This is a genomic window from Bacillus altaicus (assembly GCF_042136375.2).
GTDB classification, from domain to species: Bacteria; Bacillota; Bacilli; order Bacillales; family Bacillaceae_G; genus Bacillus_A; species Bacillus_A cereus_U.
Genome location: NZ_CM143394.1, coordinates 2,317,639 through 2,336,657 on the forward strand (window position 1 = coordinate 2,317,639; position 19,019 = coordinate 2,336,657).

The window sequence follows — 19,019 nt, forward strand, 5'->3', positions numbered from 1 at the left end:
TAAAAAGTTACTTTTACTTATGAACAAAAAAATTGAAAGTAGCCCTTGTATAGGTAAAAGATGAAGAAAATTACTGAAATAGTTACGTTTCTCTGGAGTGAATATTCCGAAAAAACATTGTGTATGGCGAAATCCATTTTATAACCTTCGCCATATTAACATGTAACTTATTAAATTACAAAGAAAAAAATTAAAAATTATTATTTTTTTGTTATTTTAATTTATTTAAAAACGTAAAAGTATTCAAGAGGTTACCATTGAGATGCTAGGGTACTTAGACCAATATTCGAACTTAGTAATAACGTTGTTACTTTTTTACTAATATTCTTAATACTAATTTTAGTAGAATGAATTAATTGATTGAAAGTTCTAATAATTATCTACGTACCCCTTTTTTTATATCATTTTATATTAAATACAATGATATTTATTGTCACATAATAATGCAAATTTCCAGTAAACTAATAGAAAAAATCCTATAAAAACATAATTTACTATCTTTTATATAAACATTGCAGGTGTAAATGCAATAAAATTTCATTATTAATACATATATTCAATCTGAAAATATCTGTTTACATATTAAAATATCTTTGTAGTGGTCCTTCATGCCAAGAATCGTTTCCGTACTCCAACTACCGTTATTCTAGTATTTTACCAAGTTTCTTATTTTGTTAAGGTATCCTAATATTGTTACTTTTGTGAAATGAAATGTTTTAATATTATAATTTATAGTAGTTGTTGAGAAAATAAATAATTTGTAAAAATAATATAATATTTGTAACTTTATGTCTTATAATATGAAATATCTTCGTTGTGATTATTTTAAATATTTGAATAATACATCGGATTCATTTTATCTAGGGAGGTTTTAAAATTGGGGAGAAGAGTTGTTAAAAGAGTTTTTGCATTATTATCAGTACTAGCATTATTCTTTAATGTGTTTCTACCGAAGGCAAATGCGGAGGTTATGACGCATGAAAAGTATTCAATGAACTGGAGTTATAGCAACAGTTTAGGTAAGTACATTCGAACTGAAATTATTAAAAATTCAAGCGGTCAAATTGCTTATTGTTTAACTCTTGGCTTAAAATCACCAAATGGTGAAGATCTTCCTGAAATGGGGAAAACAGATAATGTAGTATATAGGGTTCTATTAAATGGTTTCCCACAAAAAAGTATAGAACAACTGGGAGTAGCTAATAAGAATGAAGCACATTATGCAACTCAGCTTGCGGTTTGGAATGCATTAGGTCAACTTGATGTAAATGAATTAAAGCATGAAAATAAAAATGTTGAAAAAGCGGCTAAGACAATTATTAATGCTGCAAATACAAGTGAAGATACTCAAGATATTTTTATGAATGTGATTCCTACTGAAAAGCAAAAGGCAGAATTAAAGGGTGAGTTTTTTGAAACAAACCTATACACAGTACAAACAAATGCTAAGAGTGGTTCTTATAAAGTAGTAGCGAAAAATGCACCTAATGGAGTTAAAATTGTTAGTGAAAATGGAGAAGTGAGAGATCAACTTTCAGTTGGGGAAAAATTCCGTATCCAGATTCCTAAAGATACAAAAACAGGCGAATTTAATCTAAGTGTTGCTGCTAACTTAACAAAAGTTCAAGCAATTGCTTACCGCGGTACTGATACTGTCCAGAATGCTACAGTACTACTAGAAAGAAATGAGGAGAAGCTTAGTAGTGACCTTGCAGTAAATTGGGAAGCTGCTGGTTCTTTAAAAATTAAAAAGGTTGGAGAAAATGGGGAAGTTTTAGCTGGTGCAGTATTTGAAGTCTTTAATGCTAATAATGAATCAGTTGGAAAAATCACGACTGGTGCTAATGGTACTGCAGAATTAAATAACCTACCAATTGGTACTTACACACTAAAAGAAATTAAAGCGCCAACAGGTTATGTTTCAGGTGATAAACCACAAACTATAGAAGTTAAGACAGGGGAAACAGGAGCTGTTCAAGTAATAAATAACAAAGTAAAAGGAAACATCGAAATTAAAAAACTTAGTGATTCAGGAAAAGTTTTACCAAATGTTGAATTCACAGTCTTCACTGAAGATGGAAAAGAAGTGGAAAAAGTAGTAACAAAAGAAAATGGAATTGCAAACGTTGAAGGTCTTACGTATGGTAAGTATTATTTCTTAGAGACAAAAACACCTAATGGATATATTGGAAATAAAACAAAGTATCCTTTTGAAATTAAAGAACACAATAAAACACTTTCTTTTACAGTGGAAAATACCGAAGTAAAAGGTAGTGTGAAATTACTAAAAGTAGATAATGAAGATATCAGTAAAAAATTAGAAGGTGCAGTATTCGAGCTAAAAGATGCAAGCGGGAAAGTAATTGGGGAATATAAGACAGATAAAAATGGTGAAGTTAACGTCAAAGATTTAGCGTATGGTAAATATTCATTTGTAGAAAAGGCTTCTCCAAATGGTTACGTTCTTATTACAGAACCAATTGTGTTCGAAATAAAGGAACACGGAAAAATTATTGAGCTATTAGCAGTTAATCATCTTATCAAAGGTGATCTAGAAATTACAAAAGTTGATGTAGCTGATGGAAACAACAAACTTCCAAATGCAGAGTTTACTATTTATAACGAAGCAGGAAAAGAAGTAGTAAAAGGAAAAACAGACGATAAAGGTATCGCGAAGTTTGAAAAGTTACCATTTGGAAAATACACATATAAAGAAACTATTGCACCAAAAGGTTATGTATTGAATGAAGAAACGTTTTCTTTTGAAATCAAAGAGAATGGTCAAATCATTAAACACATTGTCAAAGATGAAAAGATTCCTTCAATAAAAACAACAGCTACTGATAAAACAGATGGTACAAAAGAAATGCACACTTCTAAGTCTGTAACAATCCAAGATAAAGTGGAATACAAAGACCTACAAGTAGGTAAAGAGTACACTTTAAAAGGTAAATTAATGGATAAAGAGACTAATAAACCATTAGTTGTAAATGGTAAAGAAGTAACTGCTGAAACTAAGTTTACACCAAAAGAAGCAAACGGTTCTATTACACTAGATTTCACTTTTGATGCAACTGGTTTAGAAGAAAAAGAAGTAGTAGTATTCGAAGAGTTACTGAAAGACGGAAAAGTTGTTACTACACATGCTGATATCAATGATAAAGGTCAAACAGTTAAGTTCGTTAAGCCATCAGTAAAAACAACTGCTACAAACAAAGCTGATGGTGGAAAAGAGATTCATTCAAAGGATTCTATCACTATTCAAGATAAAGTAGAGTATACTAACTTAGTTGTTGGTAAAGAGTACACTGTAAAAGGTAAATTAATGAACAAAGCTATTAACAAACCATTATTAATTGATGGTAAAGAAATAACAGCAGAGACTAAGTTCATTGCAAAAGAAAAGAATGGTTTTGTAACATTAGACTTTACTTTCGTTGGTGCTGAACAGCAAGGAAGAGAAGTAGTTGTGTTTGAAGACTTATTGCATGAAGGTCAAGTAATTGCAACTCACACTGACATTAACGATGTAGGTCAAACAGTTCGATTTGTAGAGCCTTCTATTAAAACGACAGCTACAAACAAAGCTGATGGTTCTAAAGAGTTAGACGCTTCTAAATCTGTAACAATCCAAGATAAAGTGGAATACAAAGACTTAATCGTGGGTAAAGAGTACGTTGTAAAAGGCAAACTAATGGATAAAGCAACAAAAAAACCATTATTAGTTGATGATAAAGAAGTAACAGTAGAATCTAAGTTTACTGCAAAAGAAAAAAATGGTTCTATCACAGTAGATTTCACATTTAATGCTTCTGCATTACAAGGTAAAGAAGTAGTAGTATTTGAAGAACTGTATCAAGATAATATCTTAGTAGCTATTCACGCTGAATTTGAAGATAAGGGACAAACAGTGAAATTCAAAGAGGTAAAACCGGAACAGCCGAATCAAGATAAAAATACTCCAACATCAGAGCAACCTAAAGAGCAAGTAAAAGAGCAACCACAACCTAAGAAAGAAATTCAATCTAAAATTGGATGGTTACCGCAAACAGGCGCTGACCTTACAAGTTGGATCTCTATGGCTGCAGGTGCATTATTGTTAATTGTTGGTGGAGTGATTTTCCTAAAACGTAAAAATGCATAAAAATTTAAAAATAAGCACATCTGTTTTTTTACAAGATGTGCTTATTTTTTATGTTAATAATTTAGTCCTATTTACAGTATTTTAATCTATTTGCTTATTTTTGAGTTGTTGTAATAATTCCCTGTTTTCTTTTCCTTAGCTTCCAAAGTGTCAGCTTCTAAATTCACTGTGAGACAAAATCCCTTAGCTATTTCAAAAGGTCTCATAGAGAAATGGGGGATATAATGCTCTTTTTTTACAAACTGTGTTTTTTCTGCCGTGATAAAGCAACAAATCCTTTCCTGTTATCTCAATGAAGATAATTTTACCAAAAAAAGAAAGTATTAGCCTTTTAATTTTTGTTTGCATTTTTGTGTTCTAACGAGGATTACATTATAAATAGTAGGTCTTTTAATTACCTTATCAAGTTATTTTTTGTTAGTTAGAAACAGGCATAAGAAAATTACATAGATATATTGCGAAAATGTAGTATGCAGGATTGCATGAATAAAATGGTTGCAATTCCGACCAACCTGTAACTATAATGGTTACAGGTTGGTCGATACCAATCAAACAAATACAATCATCATGAATGGAGATGTTATAGAATGGGTATGAAAAAATTAATTTTAGCAGGTGCTTTAGGGTTCGCAGCATTATCAGGAACGAATCTACCAGGATTAGAAGCAACAAAAGCGAGTGCAGCTTCTATTGAAACGAATTTCTCGACATTAGAAGGACACGTTGTAGAAGTGGATCATGGTGTGATTGTTGTGAAATCTAAACAATACGAAGAACCTGTTAGTGTGTATATAGAAAATCTTTCGAATGTGAAAGTAGGAGACGAAGTAAAAGCGACTGGATCTATGATGCGTAATTTTACGGAATATATGGTTGCAACAGAAGTTGAAAATACTACAAACAAATTAGGTATGCATTTGAAAGAAAATGGCTCACCTGATTATGTGATTGGTGAAGTATCAGAAGTAGGTACGATGGAAGACAGTGCTACTAAATATGTCGTTGTTGAGTATCCATCACTAAATGGGGAGAAAGACATTATTGACGTGTTCTTAACAAAGGGACAAGTATTTAAAACAGGTGAGAAAGTTAAAATTGATATGAAGTATGTAGGTTGGGGCGGCATTTCTATTAATTACAACACAGTTGATCATATCGAAAAAGTGCATGAGGTAAACAATAACACTCAAAATAATGATGATGTGTGGATTTGGTCTTAATAAGATTAGTAATATTAGAATCAAAACAGTAAGACGTACTTATGTTGTAAAAGCTATACTGAAGTGAGTATGGATTATAAAATTTATTTCGATTAAACAAAGGAGAGGAGTCTATTCTATGACTTCTCTCCTTTGCTTTATTCGAACTTTGTTTGAGTCTATTTATATGACCATATTTAAGCAAGAATAGCTTTTAAAATCGACACTTTGTTTGTAGTAAATAATACATAATTTTGTTTTACAGTTCTAATTAATATACGATCAGTTGTCCCATATGCTGTTCCGATACGGATTGCACTTGGTTCTTCAACACCCGCATAGGTAGCATCTTCGGTAACCTCAATCACATCACGTAATGGAATCGTGACCTCCGCAAATTGCCATGAAATAATTAACTCTTCTTTTGTTTTTTTGACATCAATACCTAGCATTATACCAAGACCTTTCTATAATAGAATGCTACACTTCTTATCTTATTATACAAATTTTTAGATTATTTTTCTACATGTATGAATAGAGCTGATATTTTAAGGGTGCCAAAAGAAAGGGAAGATATACTATCAATCTATTAAGGAATACGTTATGAAGAAAAGTTCACAGGGAATTAATATGGATTTGATATGGTTGAAGTATGATGAATGAGTAACAGTAGGAGTTGCAGGAAGGAAATGAATGATGAGACTTAAATTAGTAGGAACCTTAACTTGTATAGTAGTAATGTTAGGTATCTTTATCATTTACACCAATATATCTATTGGTAAAGAACCATATAAGACAAACCATGAAACTAGTGAAAACTCCATAAATAAAGAAAAAAATAGTAAGCAAAATGGGACCTCAAATAAGATAGCAAGTTCCTTTGCTAGTATACAGGCTGTAGTAAATAAGGAATATGGTTTACCCGAAGACTATATGCCAGAGGATTTAGTTGTACCAAATGTACCGTTCTCATTTAGTGGAACGGTAGAAAAGAGTCATCTTCGTAAAGAAGCAGCGGAAGCGTTAGAAAAACTATTCCTTTTAGCTAAGCAAGATGGGATCCAGTTGAATGCTGTTTCAGGATTTCGTTCCTATGAGTATCAAAAAGGTCTGTATGCCAACAATGTTAAAAAGAAAGGGCAAGAGCATACGGATCGCTTCTCTGCAAAGCCAGGGCATAGCGAACATCAAACAGGGTTAACGATGGATGTTTCTTCTAAAAGTGCGAACAATGAACTAGAGCTATCCTTTGCGAATACGAAGGAAGGAAAATGGCTGAAAGAAAACGCGCATCGTGCAGGGTTTATCATTCGTTATCCTAAGGGGAAGGAAAGTATTACGGGTTATGCATATGAACCTTGGCATATTCGCTATGTAGGAGATATTGCTGAAAATATATATAAGGAAAAACTGACTTTAGAAGAATATATGAATCTGTGAAAATAGAATTGAAGAGTTAAACTGTATTCATTGTTTATGAATGCTACTTTTTCTATTAAAAAGCCTAATTTCTCAATGTTTTGTAGAGAAATTAGGTTTTTTTCATCACTTCATTAGAGTTTTTTAGGCTTCGTTCGTTGGTATACTTCACACAATATTATAAAGGAAATAGAACTTACTGAAGATAACATATGAATGTTTTATAAATGTATCAAAAAAGTGAACAAAATCGTTATTTTGCACAACAAGGTAGTCAGCGTAATGAAATAACTGCTTGTAAAAAAAGAAGCCCTATAGGAAATATTACAGGGCTTCACCAAGTTGAGTTATGTCGTATTCACAAGGGATTTTAACATGATATTTGTGTTGAATAAACTGGTAAATGTGTCCAAGTAATTTGGAGCTATTTTATAAAAAAAGAGAAGCGCTTAATCAGGACGCTCCTCTTAATGCCAATACACAATAACTATCCCATTATACTGTATAAGCGTAAAATATTTAACAATTACCTTCATGGTAAATATTTCATTTTGTCTTAGTACCTTTAAATCACGAAAAAAGGTTCCGCTGTTTCCAACAGAACCTTTCCTAAAGTGGCAAAGAGTAACTCTTACCTTACTCTTTGTTTATATACTATAAGATTGTTAACGAAAATCCAGGACTCCTTATATTGAGAAATAAAGAAGAATCATTATAAAAAAATTTATCTTTTTTCATAAATAAAAGAGCAGCTAGCAAAAACTAACTGCTCAATACAAGGAGATACAGAGAAAACTAAATGGATTTTGGCATACAGCCTATCAACATTATGGACATAATATTGATTTTTATTCGAAGGAATTCATGTTTTACAAATCAGATTATGATAGTCGATATTTTCCATATTGACCAGAAAAGAACCAAGAATTCTAGTGAAATTCCAAGTGTTCTTTTCCTAGTTTTTTGAAATTCTTTTACTAAATAGCCAACAGCACTAATTGCTATAAGAATGAAAAGAATAAGTTCTAGTGTAACTGGCATTTGATCTACTCCTAATCTTTTAATTTAGTTTAGTATATAACGATTATAAGATATTTTTTTGTGGTTAGTGGTGAGAAATTAAACAAAACCATCTCTTTACGAAAAAAGGTCCTGTTGTCTCCAACAGAACCTCTCCTAAAATGGCAAAGAGTAACTCTTACCTTACTCTTTGTTCATATACTACAGGAGTTTTAATGAAAATCCAAGGCTCCTTATATTGAGAAATAAAGAAGAATCATTCTAAAGAATCTTATCTTTGTTATAAATAAAAGAGCAGTTAGCAAAAACTAACTGCTCATCTCCAAGGGGGAACAAGGAGAAAAATCTAATGTCATCTATATTATTGACGGAATATTGAGTTTTACTCATAAAAAACTACGTTTAACTTAATGCATAACCCACAATCAAAGTTAGTGTTAAAAACACTGATAATAACAATGTTAGTAAGACTGTTGCTACACTCCTAAGCATCGCAATCCAATTATTCATCTTAGAAAATCCTATAATGCCAGCAAAAAAAGTTCCTATTGTTAAAATAGGAAGAATCTAATTATTTGGTTCACATTTTAATCCAAGGGGTACAAATTCGATGCGACGTGAAAAGGATTTGTTGAAACAATGGAAGGCGGATTTGCAAGCTATTCAAGAAGAAAAAAGACTGGAGAAGAAGGCTAAGAATAAGAAATATAGTATTCCTGGTAATACAGCTGACTTCATGAATGGAAAGAATACTTATCGTAAAGAGAATGGGGTATGGAAGCAAAGAAATAAATAATGTGAGGATAAATGAGTTTGATTAAGTGTATAGCAATTTTCGTAGGCGCTGCCGTGATCTGGGTAGCGTCTTGTTTGCTGTTAAGGAAAGATAAGGGGTAAAATAGATTTGAAACTTAAAGATTAGATAATAACATTATTACTTTAAAATGCAGAAAGTAGACTAGTAAACAAGCTGTTTTTGTTTTTTAGCATAGAATATGATGAATCCTAGAGTTAAGAGGAGGTAATTATATTTATGGGATGTAATTGTAATTTCAGACGTTCCCGAGATTGTGATAGATTTTGGGATGATTTAATGTTCTGCAGACGCAGAGATTGTGATGACCGTCGTTGTAGACGTGACCGCGACTGTGATTGTGATGAATGTCGTCGTAAACGTAATCATGATCGTGACTGTGATTGTGATAAGCGTCGAGAATGGTAAATTCCTATTGGAGAGTGCTTTGAAGAAAAGCGCTCTTTTTTGGTACATGGATTTTCTGGTCTGATTTCTTGTTAAGGAAAGATAACAAAACAAATGAACACAGCGAATGAAAATAAAGAATGAAACGTCCGCTATGGGTGTACTTATTTAGAATTGCATACGTTCATAATTTAGACATATTTAAAATACTTATTTTACAACTCTCTTCATGTTCGGTTTACATGTACGGAAATTAAATGCTGTTATTAAGCTATAGTTAATTTACGGACAAAGGGGAGAAATAGAATGATTCTTGGATATGCTCGTGTATCGACACAAGATCAGAACTTAGCAAGGCAACTCAAACAATTGAGTGATTATGGATTTGATTATGTGTTTGAAGAAAAAGTTAGCGGGGCTACAACAGACAGACCTGAGTTATTACGTATGTTAGACAATCTGCGTGAAGGTGATGTAATTGTAGTAACTGAATTAGCACGTATTACCAGAAGTACACAAGACTTATTTAAACTTATAGAAACAATTAAAGAAAAAGGCGCTTCTATTAAGTCGTTAAAAGACAATTGGCTTGATACTACAAGCGATAATCCATACAGCACTTTCCTACTCACTGTAATGGCTGGTGTTAATCAGTTAGAACGTGACCTAATTCGAATGCGGCAACGAGAAGGTATTGAACTAGCTAAAGAGCGTGGTGTTTATAAAGGGCGCCCTAAGAAGTACGATGATGATAATCCTAATATGGAACATGCTTTAGATCTGCTTGCAAACCGAAAGGAAAACAAGTTTACAGTAAAGAAGATATGTGAAGTTACAGGTGTAAGCCGCACGGTTCTTTATGAGAGAGCAAAAGAAAAGGGAGTTATGTAGATTTTAAAGTAGCGAATCCGCTGCTTTTTTATTTTATCAAATAAATTGTTTTTGAGTAAAAATGAAAATAGGGGTTTGCCTTAAACATTTATTATTAATCAAGAATATGAGTATAGAAACAGGCTTAAATTTTGTAATGGTGGAGGGGATTGTTGTGGACATAACTCAAAGTGTGGTAAGAATAGTGGTTAATGGGAAAGACCTTCCGTTCACTTCAGTTCAAACCTCTGCATGGAATCATGGACCTGTAAATGATTTAATCGTTTCGACGAATCAGAGAGTGAATGAGCTTTATCAATTCATGTGGTCACAAGTACCAGTTACGATCTCGGTGTATTTTCTTCAAGGGGCGGACTTAATGAGATTCGCTAGGATCGCTGGAATTAATGAACGTGTAACGGGAGAATATATATATCATTTCATTTGGGGATAAGAAGAATTCAAAGTAGCTTAACAGCTGCTTTTTTATTTTGCATAGAAAAAGGAACCATAATAGGCTCCTTAATTTGATTCAGAAGTTGTGTAGTTTTTCTTGATGATATCTTTTATGTTGATAATTAAGGATATAAGGAATCCAGCAGCTAGGATACCGTTTACCCAGTAATATGTATTCCCGGATGTAAATTTATTATAAAAGGAATCGATATTATAATACACTAAGCCTGCTGAAATGACGGTAGAGATTACTAACGTACCAAAACTTTTCATGACGCTGCCCTCTGATCCTGAAATTTTAGACTTTTAATACAATTATACATTTAAATAAAAAGGTTTACAAAGGAATTACCATAAGGAGGAGTTATAACGAGTTTCTTCCAATTGATGGTTTTTATTTTTGAAAAAATAACTATTTTATAAAAAATATTTTTTTGACCCCCATAAAATTATTTATTCCTTCGAATATATATAAGTAGAAGAAAATAAATGAAAGAAAAAGCTAAAATTACCAAAAATATAGCGAAGAGTTATTCAAAGATTGCAGCTAAAATAGAAAAGAGCAAGTGGTATTGCAAAAGAAAACAAGAAAGTAGTACAAAATACAGACTTCACTTTAGTACAAGTGGAAAAAATAGTCATATAAAATAGTCGGCCTCGAAAAATATGAGCAACAGCAAGAAGACAAGCCCAAAGAAAAGTACTAAGAAAATGTGGTTAAATGGTCACTTGTTTAGTGGCCATTTTGCTATTTGAAGCAGAAGGAGGCAGGGAGATTACTAGTGTTGAGTTTAGTAATGAAAATCTTAAAAAAAACGAAAATAGAAGATATTGTATTTAACATACAAAACAACGGAGGAGATAAGGAAGCTTTTATCGTACAGTATCAGCCGTTTATTAGAAAATCGATCTCGTCTGTCTGCCGCAGGTACATTACAGAACAGGATGATGAATATAGTATTGGATTGTTTGCGTTTAACGAAGCAATTGAACAGTATTCATATAAAAAAGGAAAATCTTTTCTAGCGTTTGCTGATCTTCTTATAAAAAGAGATGTAATTGACTATATACGCAAGGAGTCTAAGTATAATCTTGTCTTTTTAAAAGAAGATAAGCAAGAGGAAATATTAGAAATACAAGTATCGCTTACGGAGTATATGAAAGAGATGGAAAATAGTAACCGTAAGGAGGAAATTCTTCATTTTCAAAGTGTGCTAGCTGAGTTTGAAATCACATTTTCAGAGCTTGCTAAGGAATCTCCTAAGCATCGTGATACGCGTGAGCACTTAATAGAAATTGTAAAGATTATTATAAAAGACGAGAAAATGATGGAAGAGCTGTTCAGAAAGAAAAAATTACCGCTGAAACATATTGAACCACGTGTTAGGGTAAGTCGTAAAACGTTGGAGCGACATCGAAAATACATTATTGCGATGTGTATTATCTTTGCAAACAACTATACATATATTCTTGATTATATAAGAGGGGAGAAGCATGATGAATAAAGGAATTGTGATGGATATAAAAAAACATAGCGTAGTTGTTTTAACTCCAAATGGAGAGTTTATTACGTTTAAAAGAAAAGTACACTCTTACATGATTGGAGAGGAAATCTCGTTTAACGAACAAGAGCAAAGAGCACCGCGTTTTTCAATCCCTTCTTTCTTAAAGCCTGTATCATTACTTGTTACTTGTTTTCTATGTGTGTTGCTTTTCTACAACCAACCGGAAGAAAAAGTATTTGCTTATGTCTCAGTTGATATAAATCCAAGTTTAGAGGTGAGCGTAACAAAGGATCTTCGTGTTATAGATTTGCGAGCTTGTAATGATGATGGAAGGCGTATTTTAAAAGAAATGAAACGATGGGAAAATAAACACCTGCAAGACGTAATACGTACTATTATAAAGCAGAGTCAAAAGGATAAGTACTTAACGAATGATAAGCAAGTTATGCTAACAGCTGTTACAAAGGACAAGTCGTTAGAACCTCAGTTGGAAAAGGCTATGCAAGAATTAAAGAAAGAGTATGAGATAAAACATGTTACAGTCGTATATCAAAGCAGTACGATGCAAATACGAGAGAATGCCAATAAAGCAGGAGTTGGCACAGGTGTTTATATAAAGCAAGAGAAAGAGAAGCAGAAATCGCTTACTCCACCTGCACCGCCGTCTAATCAAGAGGAGCGCGATGAGGAGATACATTCACAACCAAAGTCATCTCCTGATGTATCATCGGATTCGTCTCCTGCAAAAGAAGAAAGATACGAGAAGCAGGAGCATATAGAACTAAAGCAATCCAAGGAACAGCAACCGAAGCAAATAAAAGAAAATAATGGACACCAGCAAGAGAATAACGGTAGAGGATCTCAGCAAGGAAATAATGGGGATCAACAAGAAAACAACGGTAGAGGACCTCAAAAAGGAAATAATGGACATCAGCAAGAGAATAACGGTAGAGGACCTCAAAAAGAAAATAATGGACATCAGCAAGAGAATAACGGTAGAGGATCTCAGCAAGGAAATAATGGAGATCAACAAGAAAACAACGATAGAGGTCCACAAAAAGAAAATAATGGACATCAGCAAGAGAATAATGGTAGAGGATCTCAAAAAGAAAATAATGGACACCAGCAAGAAAACAACGGTAGAGGATCACAAGGGAATAATGGGCATCAGCAAGAGAATAACGGTAGAGAATCGCAAGGGAATAATGGAAATCAACAAGGGAACAACGGTAGAGGATCGCAAGGGAATAATGGAAATCAACAAGGGAACAACGGTAGAGGATCTCAGCAAGGAAATAATGGACACTAGCAAGAAAACAACGATGGGGGATAAAAACAAGGAAATAAAGGTAATATAAACGAAAATAACGGACCTAAAAATGAGGACAAAGACCTTCCTGCCAAATAACATCAAGGGAATGAAAAGAAGAATCCATAGAATATTGAAGATGGGAATTCGTTTCATGTTAATAAATCTCTCTAGTTTCAAACTAAAGAAATTCTTATTATTTTAATTTTTTAAATGACGGACACAAAATCGTATATCCTTTCGAATTATATATATGGATATCATTAATATTTATATAAAAGGGGAGAAAAAATATGAAAAAAACAAAAGAAATGTATGAAGAAATCGCTGAAGTATTAAAGGTATTGGCACATCCTGTCCGTTTATCCTTAGTAAAAATAATGCTTGCAAAAGGCCCTACGAATGTAACAACAATGTATGGGAATTTACAAATGCCTCAAAGTACAATTAGTCAACATCTATCTAAATTAAAAGCTGCTAAAATCGTAACTGGTACTCGAAAAGGATTAGAAATCTATTATGAGGTAACGGACAATCGTACAAAAGCGATATTAGCAAGTTTAGTTTAAATGCTGACTTTCTAGACTTCAAAATTAAGAAGAGGATAGGAAAGTAATTCTGTGGCTATAATTTTTAAGACTTTTATACAAGAGCTATATTGATAAGAATATGAAATTTTCTTTCCCTACAGTTAGTTCTTTTGAGAAGTCAGCGTTTTGTTAGCTTAATAGTGATGTGACGATACCGAATCGCTATGAAGCTAACAAAAGCAAATTCCGCCAAATGAATTTTTTCGTTTTGGGGGGTACTTCCCATGCCCATCAAGCTAAGATTTTAAAGTACCCCCTAAATGGAAATTTTGTGTTTTTATAGCATCGAAGTTTATTTTTCTCTTTTTGGGGGTAACTTGTTTTCTTAAGTTGATAGCGATGGGGTGATTGATTTCTTAGGTTGATAGCGATGGGGTTCAGCCACATGCCCATCAACTTAAGAATTTTATAACACCGCAAAACGAGAGAATGTACATTTTCACATGAAGATGCACATTCTCTCGTTTTGGAGATGTTTGTATTTCTTAGCTTGATAGCCCTATGTGTACTACCACGAATAGAACGGTATCTTTTATATATTTTCTTTCGTAATATTAACCCCATATTCCCTATAAAAATCTAAAATTGTAGATGCATTCACACCCAAATCTAATAGATTTTCCGGAAAGTAAATTTCAGAATCCGGAACCACAATATCAGATGTTAGCAAAATGTTCTCTGCTTGGACAGCTGCTCCTAAAGCAGTAAGATGTGTCTGTCCTAACGGATCTGATATGTTCACACATCGTCTATGCAATACACCAGTAGCATCATAACCTTTAAGGTGAATAACTATGTTATGTGCACTTCCCTTTCCGGGTTTATAGAGAATATTTTTCCGTAAATCGGTAAATTTTTCTCCGCTAATCATTTTCCAAATCCCTGTATTCACCAGAGAAACCAGTCCATATGTAGATATTTTACTATCAAAAGCAATACGAAAGTTAGCCGAAACAGCATGAATTGATTCTGGCAGGGTTACGTGATCAGGAGTATCCAAACGATAACATTTGGTTATATAACCGTTGGGAAAGCGGACTTTGATTGGATTAGTCATTGGATAAGCCTGTCGCATTCCCTCTCGAGCTTTGACTTCAAATGGAATAGTTAACCGGTCCATATATGCTGTTGAATTTGGTCCTGCTTTGTCTTGAAGAGAATATAGTGCGTTGATATCAACCGTAACCTCTTGAAGATCTTTTGAATAAATTTTAGAAAAAAGGGCTGCTGTCCCCCCCATCCACCCTGAAGCTAATACAACAGGGGATTGGACCTCAACATTTTTTAATCGATCAATAGAACTCTTAAAGCGTTCAGTCCAACGAGTAATGTCAACCAATGGAATTTTTTTTCGAACTGCAGATAGAAGTAGTCTATCTTGCGGGTCATTAACCGCATTAACAACTAATGTGAAATTATCATCCAAATTTCTTAAAGGATCATCTGTTGTGTTGTCTACCTTGACTATTTTTACTCTCTCTGATTCAAAAGGTAACGCTTTCCCTAAGGTTCTTCCCCCTAATCTAATTTCCAAATCAGGATGTCGATCATGTAAAATTTGAGCAATTTGACTACCAACAACTCCATACCCACCAACAATTAATACTGTTTTCTTATTCATCTGAAACCTCCATTTTAATTAGTGTGAGATTATAAGTTTAAATGATTAAAAGTTTAAACCTTTTAACGTAATATCGCTAAAAAAAAGGGACAAAAGGTGTCCCTAAACTATAAATGAGTACCTAATTCTTACATTCATCTTCAACTAAAGAAACAAGTTCTTTTAAAAGATTTATTGTTTCATTAAATTCAAGACAATAATACATTTCAGTGCCTTTTTTCTGAACTTGAAGTAACCCTGATTGTTTCAATATTTTCAAATGATGAGATACAGTAGGTCTTGACATGGGAATATGCTCCGCAATTTGTGTCACATTCAAGCTATCTTTATCAATTAAAAGTGATACAATTTGCTGACGAGTTGGATCTCCCAACCCTTGAAAACATGGTCTTAAATTTTCTAAAATATGCATTACTTTATCATTACAGTTCATTTCGCTAACATTACCTTCCGTTTAAGAATTTAATCATTTAAACGTATTATAAATTACATTACTATCTAATGCAATAAAGAAGTAGCACCAACTTTAAGTATAAATATAGAAAGTTTCATAAACAGCCATTTTCGTTTTTTCAGATTTGTAAGAATGTTGGTTCTTTTTTCTGTAACAATTGCCAAATCCATTCCAGCTACAACGAGGACAAACACACGAAATTCACGAAGCCTATATCAAATTGAGGTAGTAACACATCGGTATCAAGTTTAAATTTTATAGTGCCCCCAAAACAGAAACTTTTTGTCTTTTATAGCAAAGAAGTTCATTTTTGGGGTAATCTATTTTCTTAACTTAATAGTTATGTGACGATACTCCTATTACAAAATTTCAAAAGAATTCTTTGCATAGAAGATGTAACAAAGTAGGTAGGGTTCTTTTAATCATTTAATCTTTTCATCTGATGATCTTTTCCCCATTCAAATAGTTCATTCATAATTTGCATTAAAGATTTTCCGTGTTCACTTATTGTGTACTCAACCTTTGGTGGTACTTCTTGATATACGGTACGATGAATAATCCCATCAGCTTCAAGTTGCCGAAGTTGTTGTGTAAGAACTTTTTGTGTAAGGTTTGGAATTTCTCGTTTGATTTCATTTGTTCGCATTTTTCCATCCATCAAAACACATAAAATATAAACTTTCCATTTTCCGCCGATTACATCGAGTGTTGTTGCAATTGGGCAGTCATTATTTTGATTCATATAACACCTCCAAAGGTACCTCAAGGTTCCTATAGTACCTGAAAGTACGTACTTTTCAATTATATGTGACTCATTCATACTAATACTAAAGGGTTTGAATTATTTATAAGGGGGAAGAAACTATATGAAAACACTTGTAATTGTAGCACATCCTGATATTGAAAAGTCTCGAATTAATAAAAGATGGATAGAAGAACTTGAGAAACATTCCGATGAAGTTACGGTGCATGAACTATATAAAGCGGCACCAAATTGGGAGTTTAATGTTGAAGAGGAACAAAAGCTGTTAGTAGAACACGACCGATATATATTTCAATTTCCATTTTATTGGTATAGCTCACCGCCTTTATTAAAGAAGTGGTTTGATGATGTGTTAACGTATGGATTTGCTTACGGATCTAAAGGGGATAAAGTGAAGGGAAAAGAGTTTGGTGTAGCTATTTCTATAGGTGGATTAGAAAAAGACTATGAAAATAGCGGGATTACAATGGCTGAGTTGACGAAACCATTTCACGCTACAAGCTTATACACGGGAATGGAATTTATACCTTCGTTTTATTTATATGGTGCAGAATATAAGCTGAGTGATGAAGAGATTAATAAAAGTGCACCTGAGTATGTGCAATATGTGATGAATAAGAAGTATTCTAATATATAAGGAGAAATGGCCATTTACTTGCTTAAGTAGATGGCTATTTTTTTATCCCGCTATTTGCGGGCAGTAGGACTCCCACCTCAAAATTCAGTGAATACGAGGGAGTTAGGTGGGAGTCGGGCCGCCCGTAAAAGCCCGATTGGTGAGGGCTGATTAAAGTTTCACTTTATTGGTTTTATATTTACTAAGTGTAATCTTTAGTAAATTAATAATTAATCTGGTAAAATAAAAAACCTAACATATATAAAGGGGAGTTTTACTTGAGAACGATGCGACAATTATTACAAAAAAGAGCAATGCAGTCACCAAATTTGGAAGCGCTTATCGGTGGAGAGAAAAGGTATTCGTTTCAGCAGTATAATGAACGAGTAAATCAGCTTGCATATTATTTGTTACATACCGGTGTGAAAAGAGGGGATCGTATAGGAATTCTATGCAAAAATAATCATCCGTTTCCAAGCGTTATGATGGCAAGCTTAAAAATTGGAGCGGTATTTATTCCGCTTAATCATCAGCTTACTGCTTATGAATTAGAATCGATTGTAAAAGAAGCGAGATTAAAAGTATTAGTTATTGATGATGAATTTAGTGAAGTTGTATTAAAGATTAATGGAGTTAAAGAAATTCCTTATGTAATTGAGACGACAAAAGAAGGATTTGGCTCATTTGAATTAAAATTAAAGGAACAGCCAATAACAGAGCCGAATGTGGAAGTTCATGAAGATGATGATGCCATTTACTTATTTACTTCAGGAACGACTGGACAGGCAAAAGCATGTGTAATTGGTCATAAAAACTTACACCATTATTTTACTGAAATTGCGGGGCAAAGAGAAATTCCAGCAGGTGAACGCTTTTTATCAGTGCACCCATTGTTTCATATGAGTGGCGTGCTTTCTATTTTAAATTGTATTTATCATGGCGTTACGATGGTCTTTTTAGCTGATTCGAATCCTACTCTTATTTGGGATAAGATTGAAGAAGAGAAAATTACTACGATGCTTGCGTTCCCAGCTGTTTATAGTTACATGCTTGATGAATTAGATAAAAAAGAGCGCAACATTTCGGCCTTTAAAGTAGCGCAAAGTGGTGGTACAAAGGTGCCAGAAACACTCATTCAAAAATATATGGAAAAAGGCATTTATATGGTGCAAGGTTATGGTAGTACAGAAGGTTGGGTAGTAACTTCTTGGCATCCAAATATGGGAAAAGAAAAAATGTCTTCTGTAGGGAAAACACTTAAGCATGTTGAGTTGAAAATTGTTCATCCAGAAACAGGTGATGAACTAACAACAAATGAAGTTGGAGAGATCCACGTAAGAAGTCCGTACATGTTTAAAGGATATTGGAATAATGAAATGGCGACAAAGAAGGTAGTAAAAGATAATTGGTTTAACATGGGTGATGCTGGCATGATAGATGACGATGGATTCCTACATATTATGGGAAGATATAAAGACGTTATCGTACGCGGTGGTGACAACGTATATCCAGATCAAGTAGAAGATGTTATTCATGAAATAAAAGGTGTTTTAGAAGTTGCAGTAGTTGGAGTTCCAAATGATTTTTGGGGAGAGATTCCAACAGCTTACATTGTAAAGGACATTCAAACGTCTTTAACAGAAGAAGAGATTATTCAGCATTGTAAAGAAAAACTAGCAAGCTATAAAATACCAGAAGTTGTATTTATGGACGAATTACCGAAAAACGCTTTAGGGAAAGTGTTGAAGAGGGAATTAAGGGATGTTTTTCTTGTAAAATAAAAGGTTATTAAATAATGAAGAATCCAGTTATGTAAAAAGCATAACTGGATTTTTGTTTATAAAAAACATAA

Annotated in this window: 18 protein-coding genes; 13 read left to right on the forward strand and 5 right to left on the reverse strand. The window is 33.2% G+C overall.

The annotated features are described in order from the left end of the window. Positions 1–877 precede the first annotated feature (877 nt). Positions 878–4,144 carry a VaFE repeat-containing surface-anchored protein gene (locus ACE38F_RS12085; protein WP_375370488.1) on the forward strand — a complete coding sequence of 1,089 codons (3,267 nt, stop codon included), beginning with the start codon at positions 878–880 and terminating at the stop codon, positions 4,142–4,144. Positions 4,145–4,731: 587 nt separating this feature from the next. After that, positions 4,732–5,364, forward strand: coding sequence for a hypothetical protein (locus tag ACE38F_RS12090; protein ID WP_264539875.1), 633 nt, complete (start codon positions 4,732–4,734; stop codon positions 5,362–5,364). Positions 5,365–5,540: 176 nt separating this feature from the next. Here the strand turns inward: ACE38F_RS12090 and ACE38F_RS12095 are convergent, their stop codons facing one another. Beyond that, entirely contained in the window at positions 5,541–5,795 is a 255-nt protein-coding gene (locus ACE38F_RS12095) for a SunI/YnzG family protein (RefSeq protein ID WP_002165351.1), read from the reverse strand. A gap of 244 nt (positions 5,796–6,039) precedes the next feature. On the opposite strand from ACE38F_RS12095, the gene ACE38F_RS12100 reads away from it, so the two are divergent. From ACE38F_RS12100 to ACE38F_RS12120, 5 genes are all read left to right on the forward strand, one after another. After that, positions 6,040–6,783 carry a M15 family metallopeptidase gene (locus ACE38F_RS12100; RefSeq protein WP_033709884.1) on the forward strand — a complete coding sequence of 248 codons (744 nt, stop codon included), beginning with the start codon at positions 6,040–6,042 and terminating at the stop codon, positions 6,781–6,783. A 1,609-nt stretch (positions 6,784–8,392) separates the two neighbouring features. Next, positions 8,393–8,578 carry a hypothetical protein gene (locus tag ACE38F_RS12105; protein ID WP_002137396.1) on the forward strand — a complete coding sequence of 62 codons (186 nt, stop codon included), beginning with the start codon at positions 8,393–8,395 and terminating at the stop codon, positions 8,576–8,578. A gap of 297 nt (positions 8,579–8,875) precedes the next feature. After that, a complete protein-coding gene (locus ACE38F_RS12110) occupies positions 8,876–9,004 on the forward strand; it encodes a hypothetical protein (protein WP_274378583.1) in 129 nt (42 codons plus the stop codon). A 285-nt stretch (positions 9,005–9,289) separates the two neighbouring features. Next, a complete protein-coding gene (locus ACE38F_RS12115) occupies positions 9,290–9,874 on the forward strand; it encodes a recombinase family protein (RefSeq protein WP_375370487.1) in 585 nt (194 codons plus the stop codon). Positions 9,875–9,935: 61 nt separating this feature from the next. Next, positions 9,936–10,307, forward strand: a complete 372-nt coding sequence (locus tag ACE38F_RS12120) for a hypothetical protein (RefSeq protein ID WP_002084333.1) — start codon at positions 9,936–9,938, stop codon at positions 10,305–10,307. A gap of 68 nt (positions 10,308–10,375) precedes the next feature. Here the strand turns inward: ACE38F_RS12120 and ACE38F_RS12125 are convergent, their stop codons facing one another. After that, positions 10,376–10,582: a hypothetical protein gene (locus ACE38F_RS12125; RefSeq protein WP_000834521.1), complete on the reverse strand. Its 207-nt coding sequence runs from the start codon at positions 10,580–10,582 to the stop codon at positions 10,376–10,378. 216 nt (positions 10,583–10,798) lie between these two features. Between ACE38F_RS12125 and ACE38F_RS12130 the strand changes: the two genes are divergently transcribed. The 4 genes from ACE38F_RS12130 (at position 10,799) to ACE38F_RS12145 (ending at position 13,692) form a co-directional block, all read left to right on the forward strand. Then, on the forward strand, positions 10,799–10,960 hold the full coding sequence (locus ACE38F_RS12130) for a hypothetical protein (protein WP_341306242.1): 162 nt from the start codon (positions 10,799–10,801) through the stop codon (positions 10,958–10,960). A 131-nt stretch (positions 10,961–11,091) separates the two neighbouring features. Next, positions 11,092–11,814, forward strand: coding sequence for an RNA polymerase sigma factor SigI (gene sigI / locus ACE38F_RS12135; RefSeq protein ID WP_375370486.1), 723 nt, complete (start codon positions 11,092–11,094; stop codon positions 11,812–11,814). Further along, positions 11,807–13,123, forward strand: coding sequence for an anti-sigma-I factor RsgI family protein (locus tag ACE38F_RS12140; RefSeq protein WP_375370485.1), 1,317 nt, complete (start codon positions 11,807–11,809; stop codon positions 13,121–13,123). The genes sigI and ACE38F_RS12140 overlap by 8 nt, the downstream gene beginning before the upstream one ends. 293 nt (positions 13,124–13,416) lie before the next feature. Then, on the forward strand, positions 13,417–13,692 hold the full coding sequence (locus ACE38F_RS12145) for an ArsR/SmtB family transcription factor (protein WP_016091834.1): 276 nt from the start codon (positions 13,417–13,419) through the stop codon (positions 13,690–13,692). Positions 13,693–14,245: 553 nt separating this feature from the next. On the opposite strand, the gene ACE38F_RS12150 is transcribed toward ACE38F_RS12145, so the two are convergent. The 3 genes from ACE38F_RS12150 to ACE38F_RS12160 all read right to left on the reverse strand — a co-directional run bounded on the left by ACE38F_RS12150 (position 14,246) and on the right by ACE38F_RS12160 (position 16,530). Then, complete coding sequence (locus ACE38F_RS12150; RefSeq protein WP_375370484.1) at positions 14,246–15,334, reverse strand: saccharopine dehydrogenase NADP-binding domain-containing protein; 1,089 nt, start codon at positions 15,332–15,334, stop codon at positions 14,246–14,248. Between the two features lie 121 nt (positions 15,335–15,455). Then, positions 15,456–15,767 (reverse strand): ArsR/SmtB family transcription factor, encoded by a 312-nt coding sequence (locus tag ACE38F_RS12155; RefSeq protein ID WP_000995769.1) that lies wholly within the window; start codon positions 15,765–15,767, stop codon positions 15,456–15,458. Positions 15,768–16,206: 439 nt separating this feature from the next. Next, complete coding sequence (locus tag ACE38F_RS12160) at positions 16,207–16,530, reverse strand: winged helix-turn-helix transcriptional regulator (protein WP_375370483.1); 324 nt, start codon at positions 16,528–16,530, stop codon at positions 16,207–16,209. Between the two features lie 124 nt (positions 16,531–16,654). Between ACE38F_RS12160 and ACE38F_RS12165 the strand changes: the two genes are divergently transcribed. Both ACE38F_RS12165 and ACE38F_RS12170 read left to right on the forward strand, forming a co-directional pair. After that, the gene (locus ACE38F_RS12165) at positions 16,655–17,188 is read left to right on the forward strand and encodes an NAD(P)H-dependent oxidoreductase (RefSeq protein ID WP_002161059.1); all 534 of its coding nucleotides are present in this window, start codon (positions 16,655–16,657) and stop codon (positions 17,186–17,188) included. Positions 17,189–17,445: 257 nt separating this feature from the next. After that, positions 17,446–18,948 carry a class I adenylate-forming enzyme family protein gene (locus ACE38F_RS12170; protein ID WP_375370482.1) on the forward strand — a complete coding sequence of 501 codons (1,503 nt, stop codon included), beginning with the start codon at positions 17,446–17,448 and terminating at the stop codon, positions 18,946–18,948. Positions 18,949–19,019: the final 71 nt, after the last annotated feature.

Bases quoted from the DNA above. Each gene is read 5' to 3' on its own strand.
- ACE38F_RS12090 (WP_264539875.1), top strand. From the start codon at position 4,732: ATGGGTATGAAAAAATTAATTTTAGCAGGTGCTTTAGGGTTCGCAGCA.
- ACE38F_RS12095 (WP_002165351.1), bottom strand. From the start codon at position 5,795: ATGCTAGGTATTGATGTCAAAAAAACAAAAGAAGAGTTAATTATTTCA.
- ACE38F_RS12160 (WP_375370483.1), bottom strand. From the start codon at position 16,530: ATGAATCAAAATAATGACTGCCCAATTGCAACAACACTCGATGTAATC.
- ACE38F_RS12100 (WP_033709884.1), top strand. From the start codon at position 6,040: ATGAGACTTAAATTAGTAGGAACCTTAACTTGTATAGTAGTAATGTTA.
- ACE38F_RS12110 (WP_274378583.1), top strand. From the start codon at position 8,876: ATGTTCTGCAGACGCAGAGATTGTGATGACCGTCGTTGTAGACGTGAC.
- ACE38F_RS12145 (WP_016091834.1), top strand. From the start codon at position 13,417: ATGAAAAAAACAAAAGAAATGTATGAAGAAATCGCTGAAGTATTAAAG.
- ACE38F_RS12165 (WP_002161059.1), top strand. From the start codon at position 16,655: ATGAAAACACTTGTAATTGTAGCACATCCTGATATTGAAAAGTCTCGA.
- ACE38F_RS12115 (WP_375370487.1), top strand. From the start codon at position 9,290: ATGATTCTTGGATATGCTCGTGTATCGACACAAGATCAGAACTTAGCA.
- ACE38F_RS12140 (WP_375370485.1), top strand. From the start codon at position 11,807: ATGAATAAAGGAATTGTGATGGATATAAAAAAACATAGCGTAGTTGTT.
- ACE38F_RS12105 (WP_002137396.1), top strand. From the start codon at position 8,393: ATGCGACGTGAAAAGGATTTGTTGAAACAATGGAAGGCGGATTTGCAA.
- ACE38F_RS12130 (WP_341306242.1), top strand. From the start codon at position 10,799: ATGAAAGAAAAAGCTAAAATTACCAAAAATATAGCGAAGAGTTATTCA.
- ACE38F_RS12125 (WP_000834521.1), bottom strand. From the start codon at position 10,582: ATGAAAAGTTTTGGTACGTTAGTAATCTCTACCGTCATTTCAGCAGGC.
- ACE38F_RS12155 (WP_000995769.1), bottom strand. From the start codon at position 15,767: ATGAACTGTAATGATAAAGTAATGCATATTTTAGAAAATTTAAGACCA.
- ACE38F_RS12150 (WP_375370484.1), bottom strand. From the start codon at position 15,334: ATGAATAAGAAAACAGTATTAATTGTTGGTGGGTATGGAGTTGTTGGT.
- ACE38F_RS12120 (WP_002084333.1), top strand. From the start codon at position 9,936: ATGAAAATAGGGGTTTGCCTTAAACATTTATTATTAATCAAGAATATG.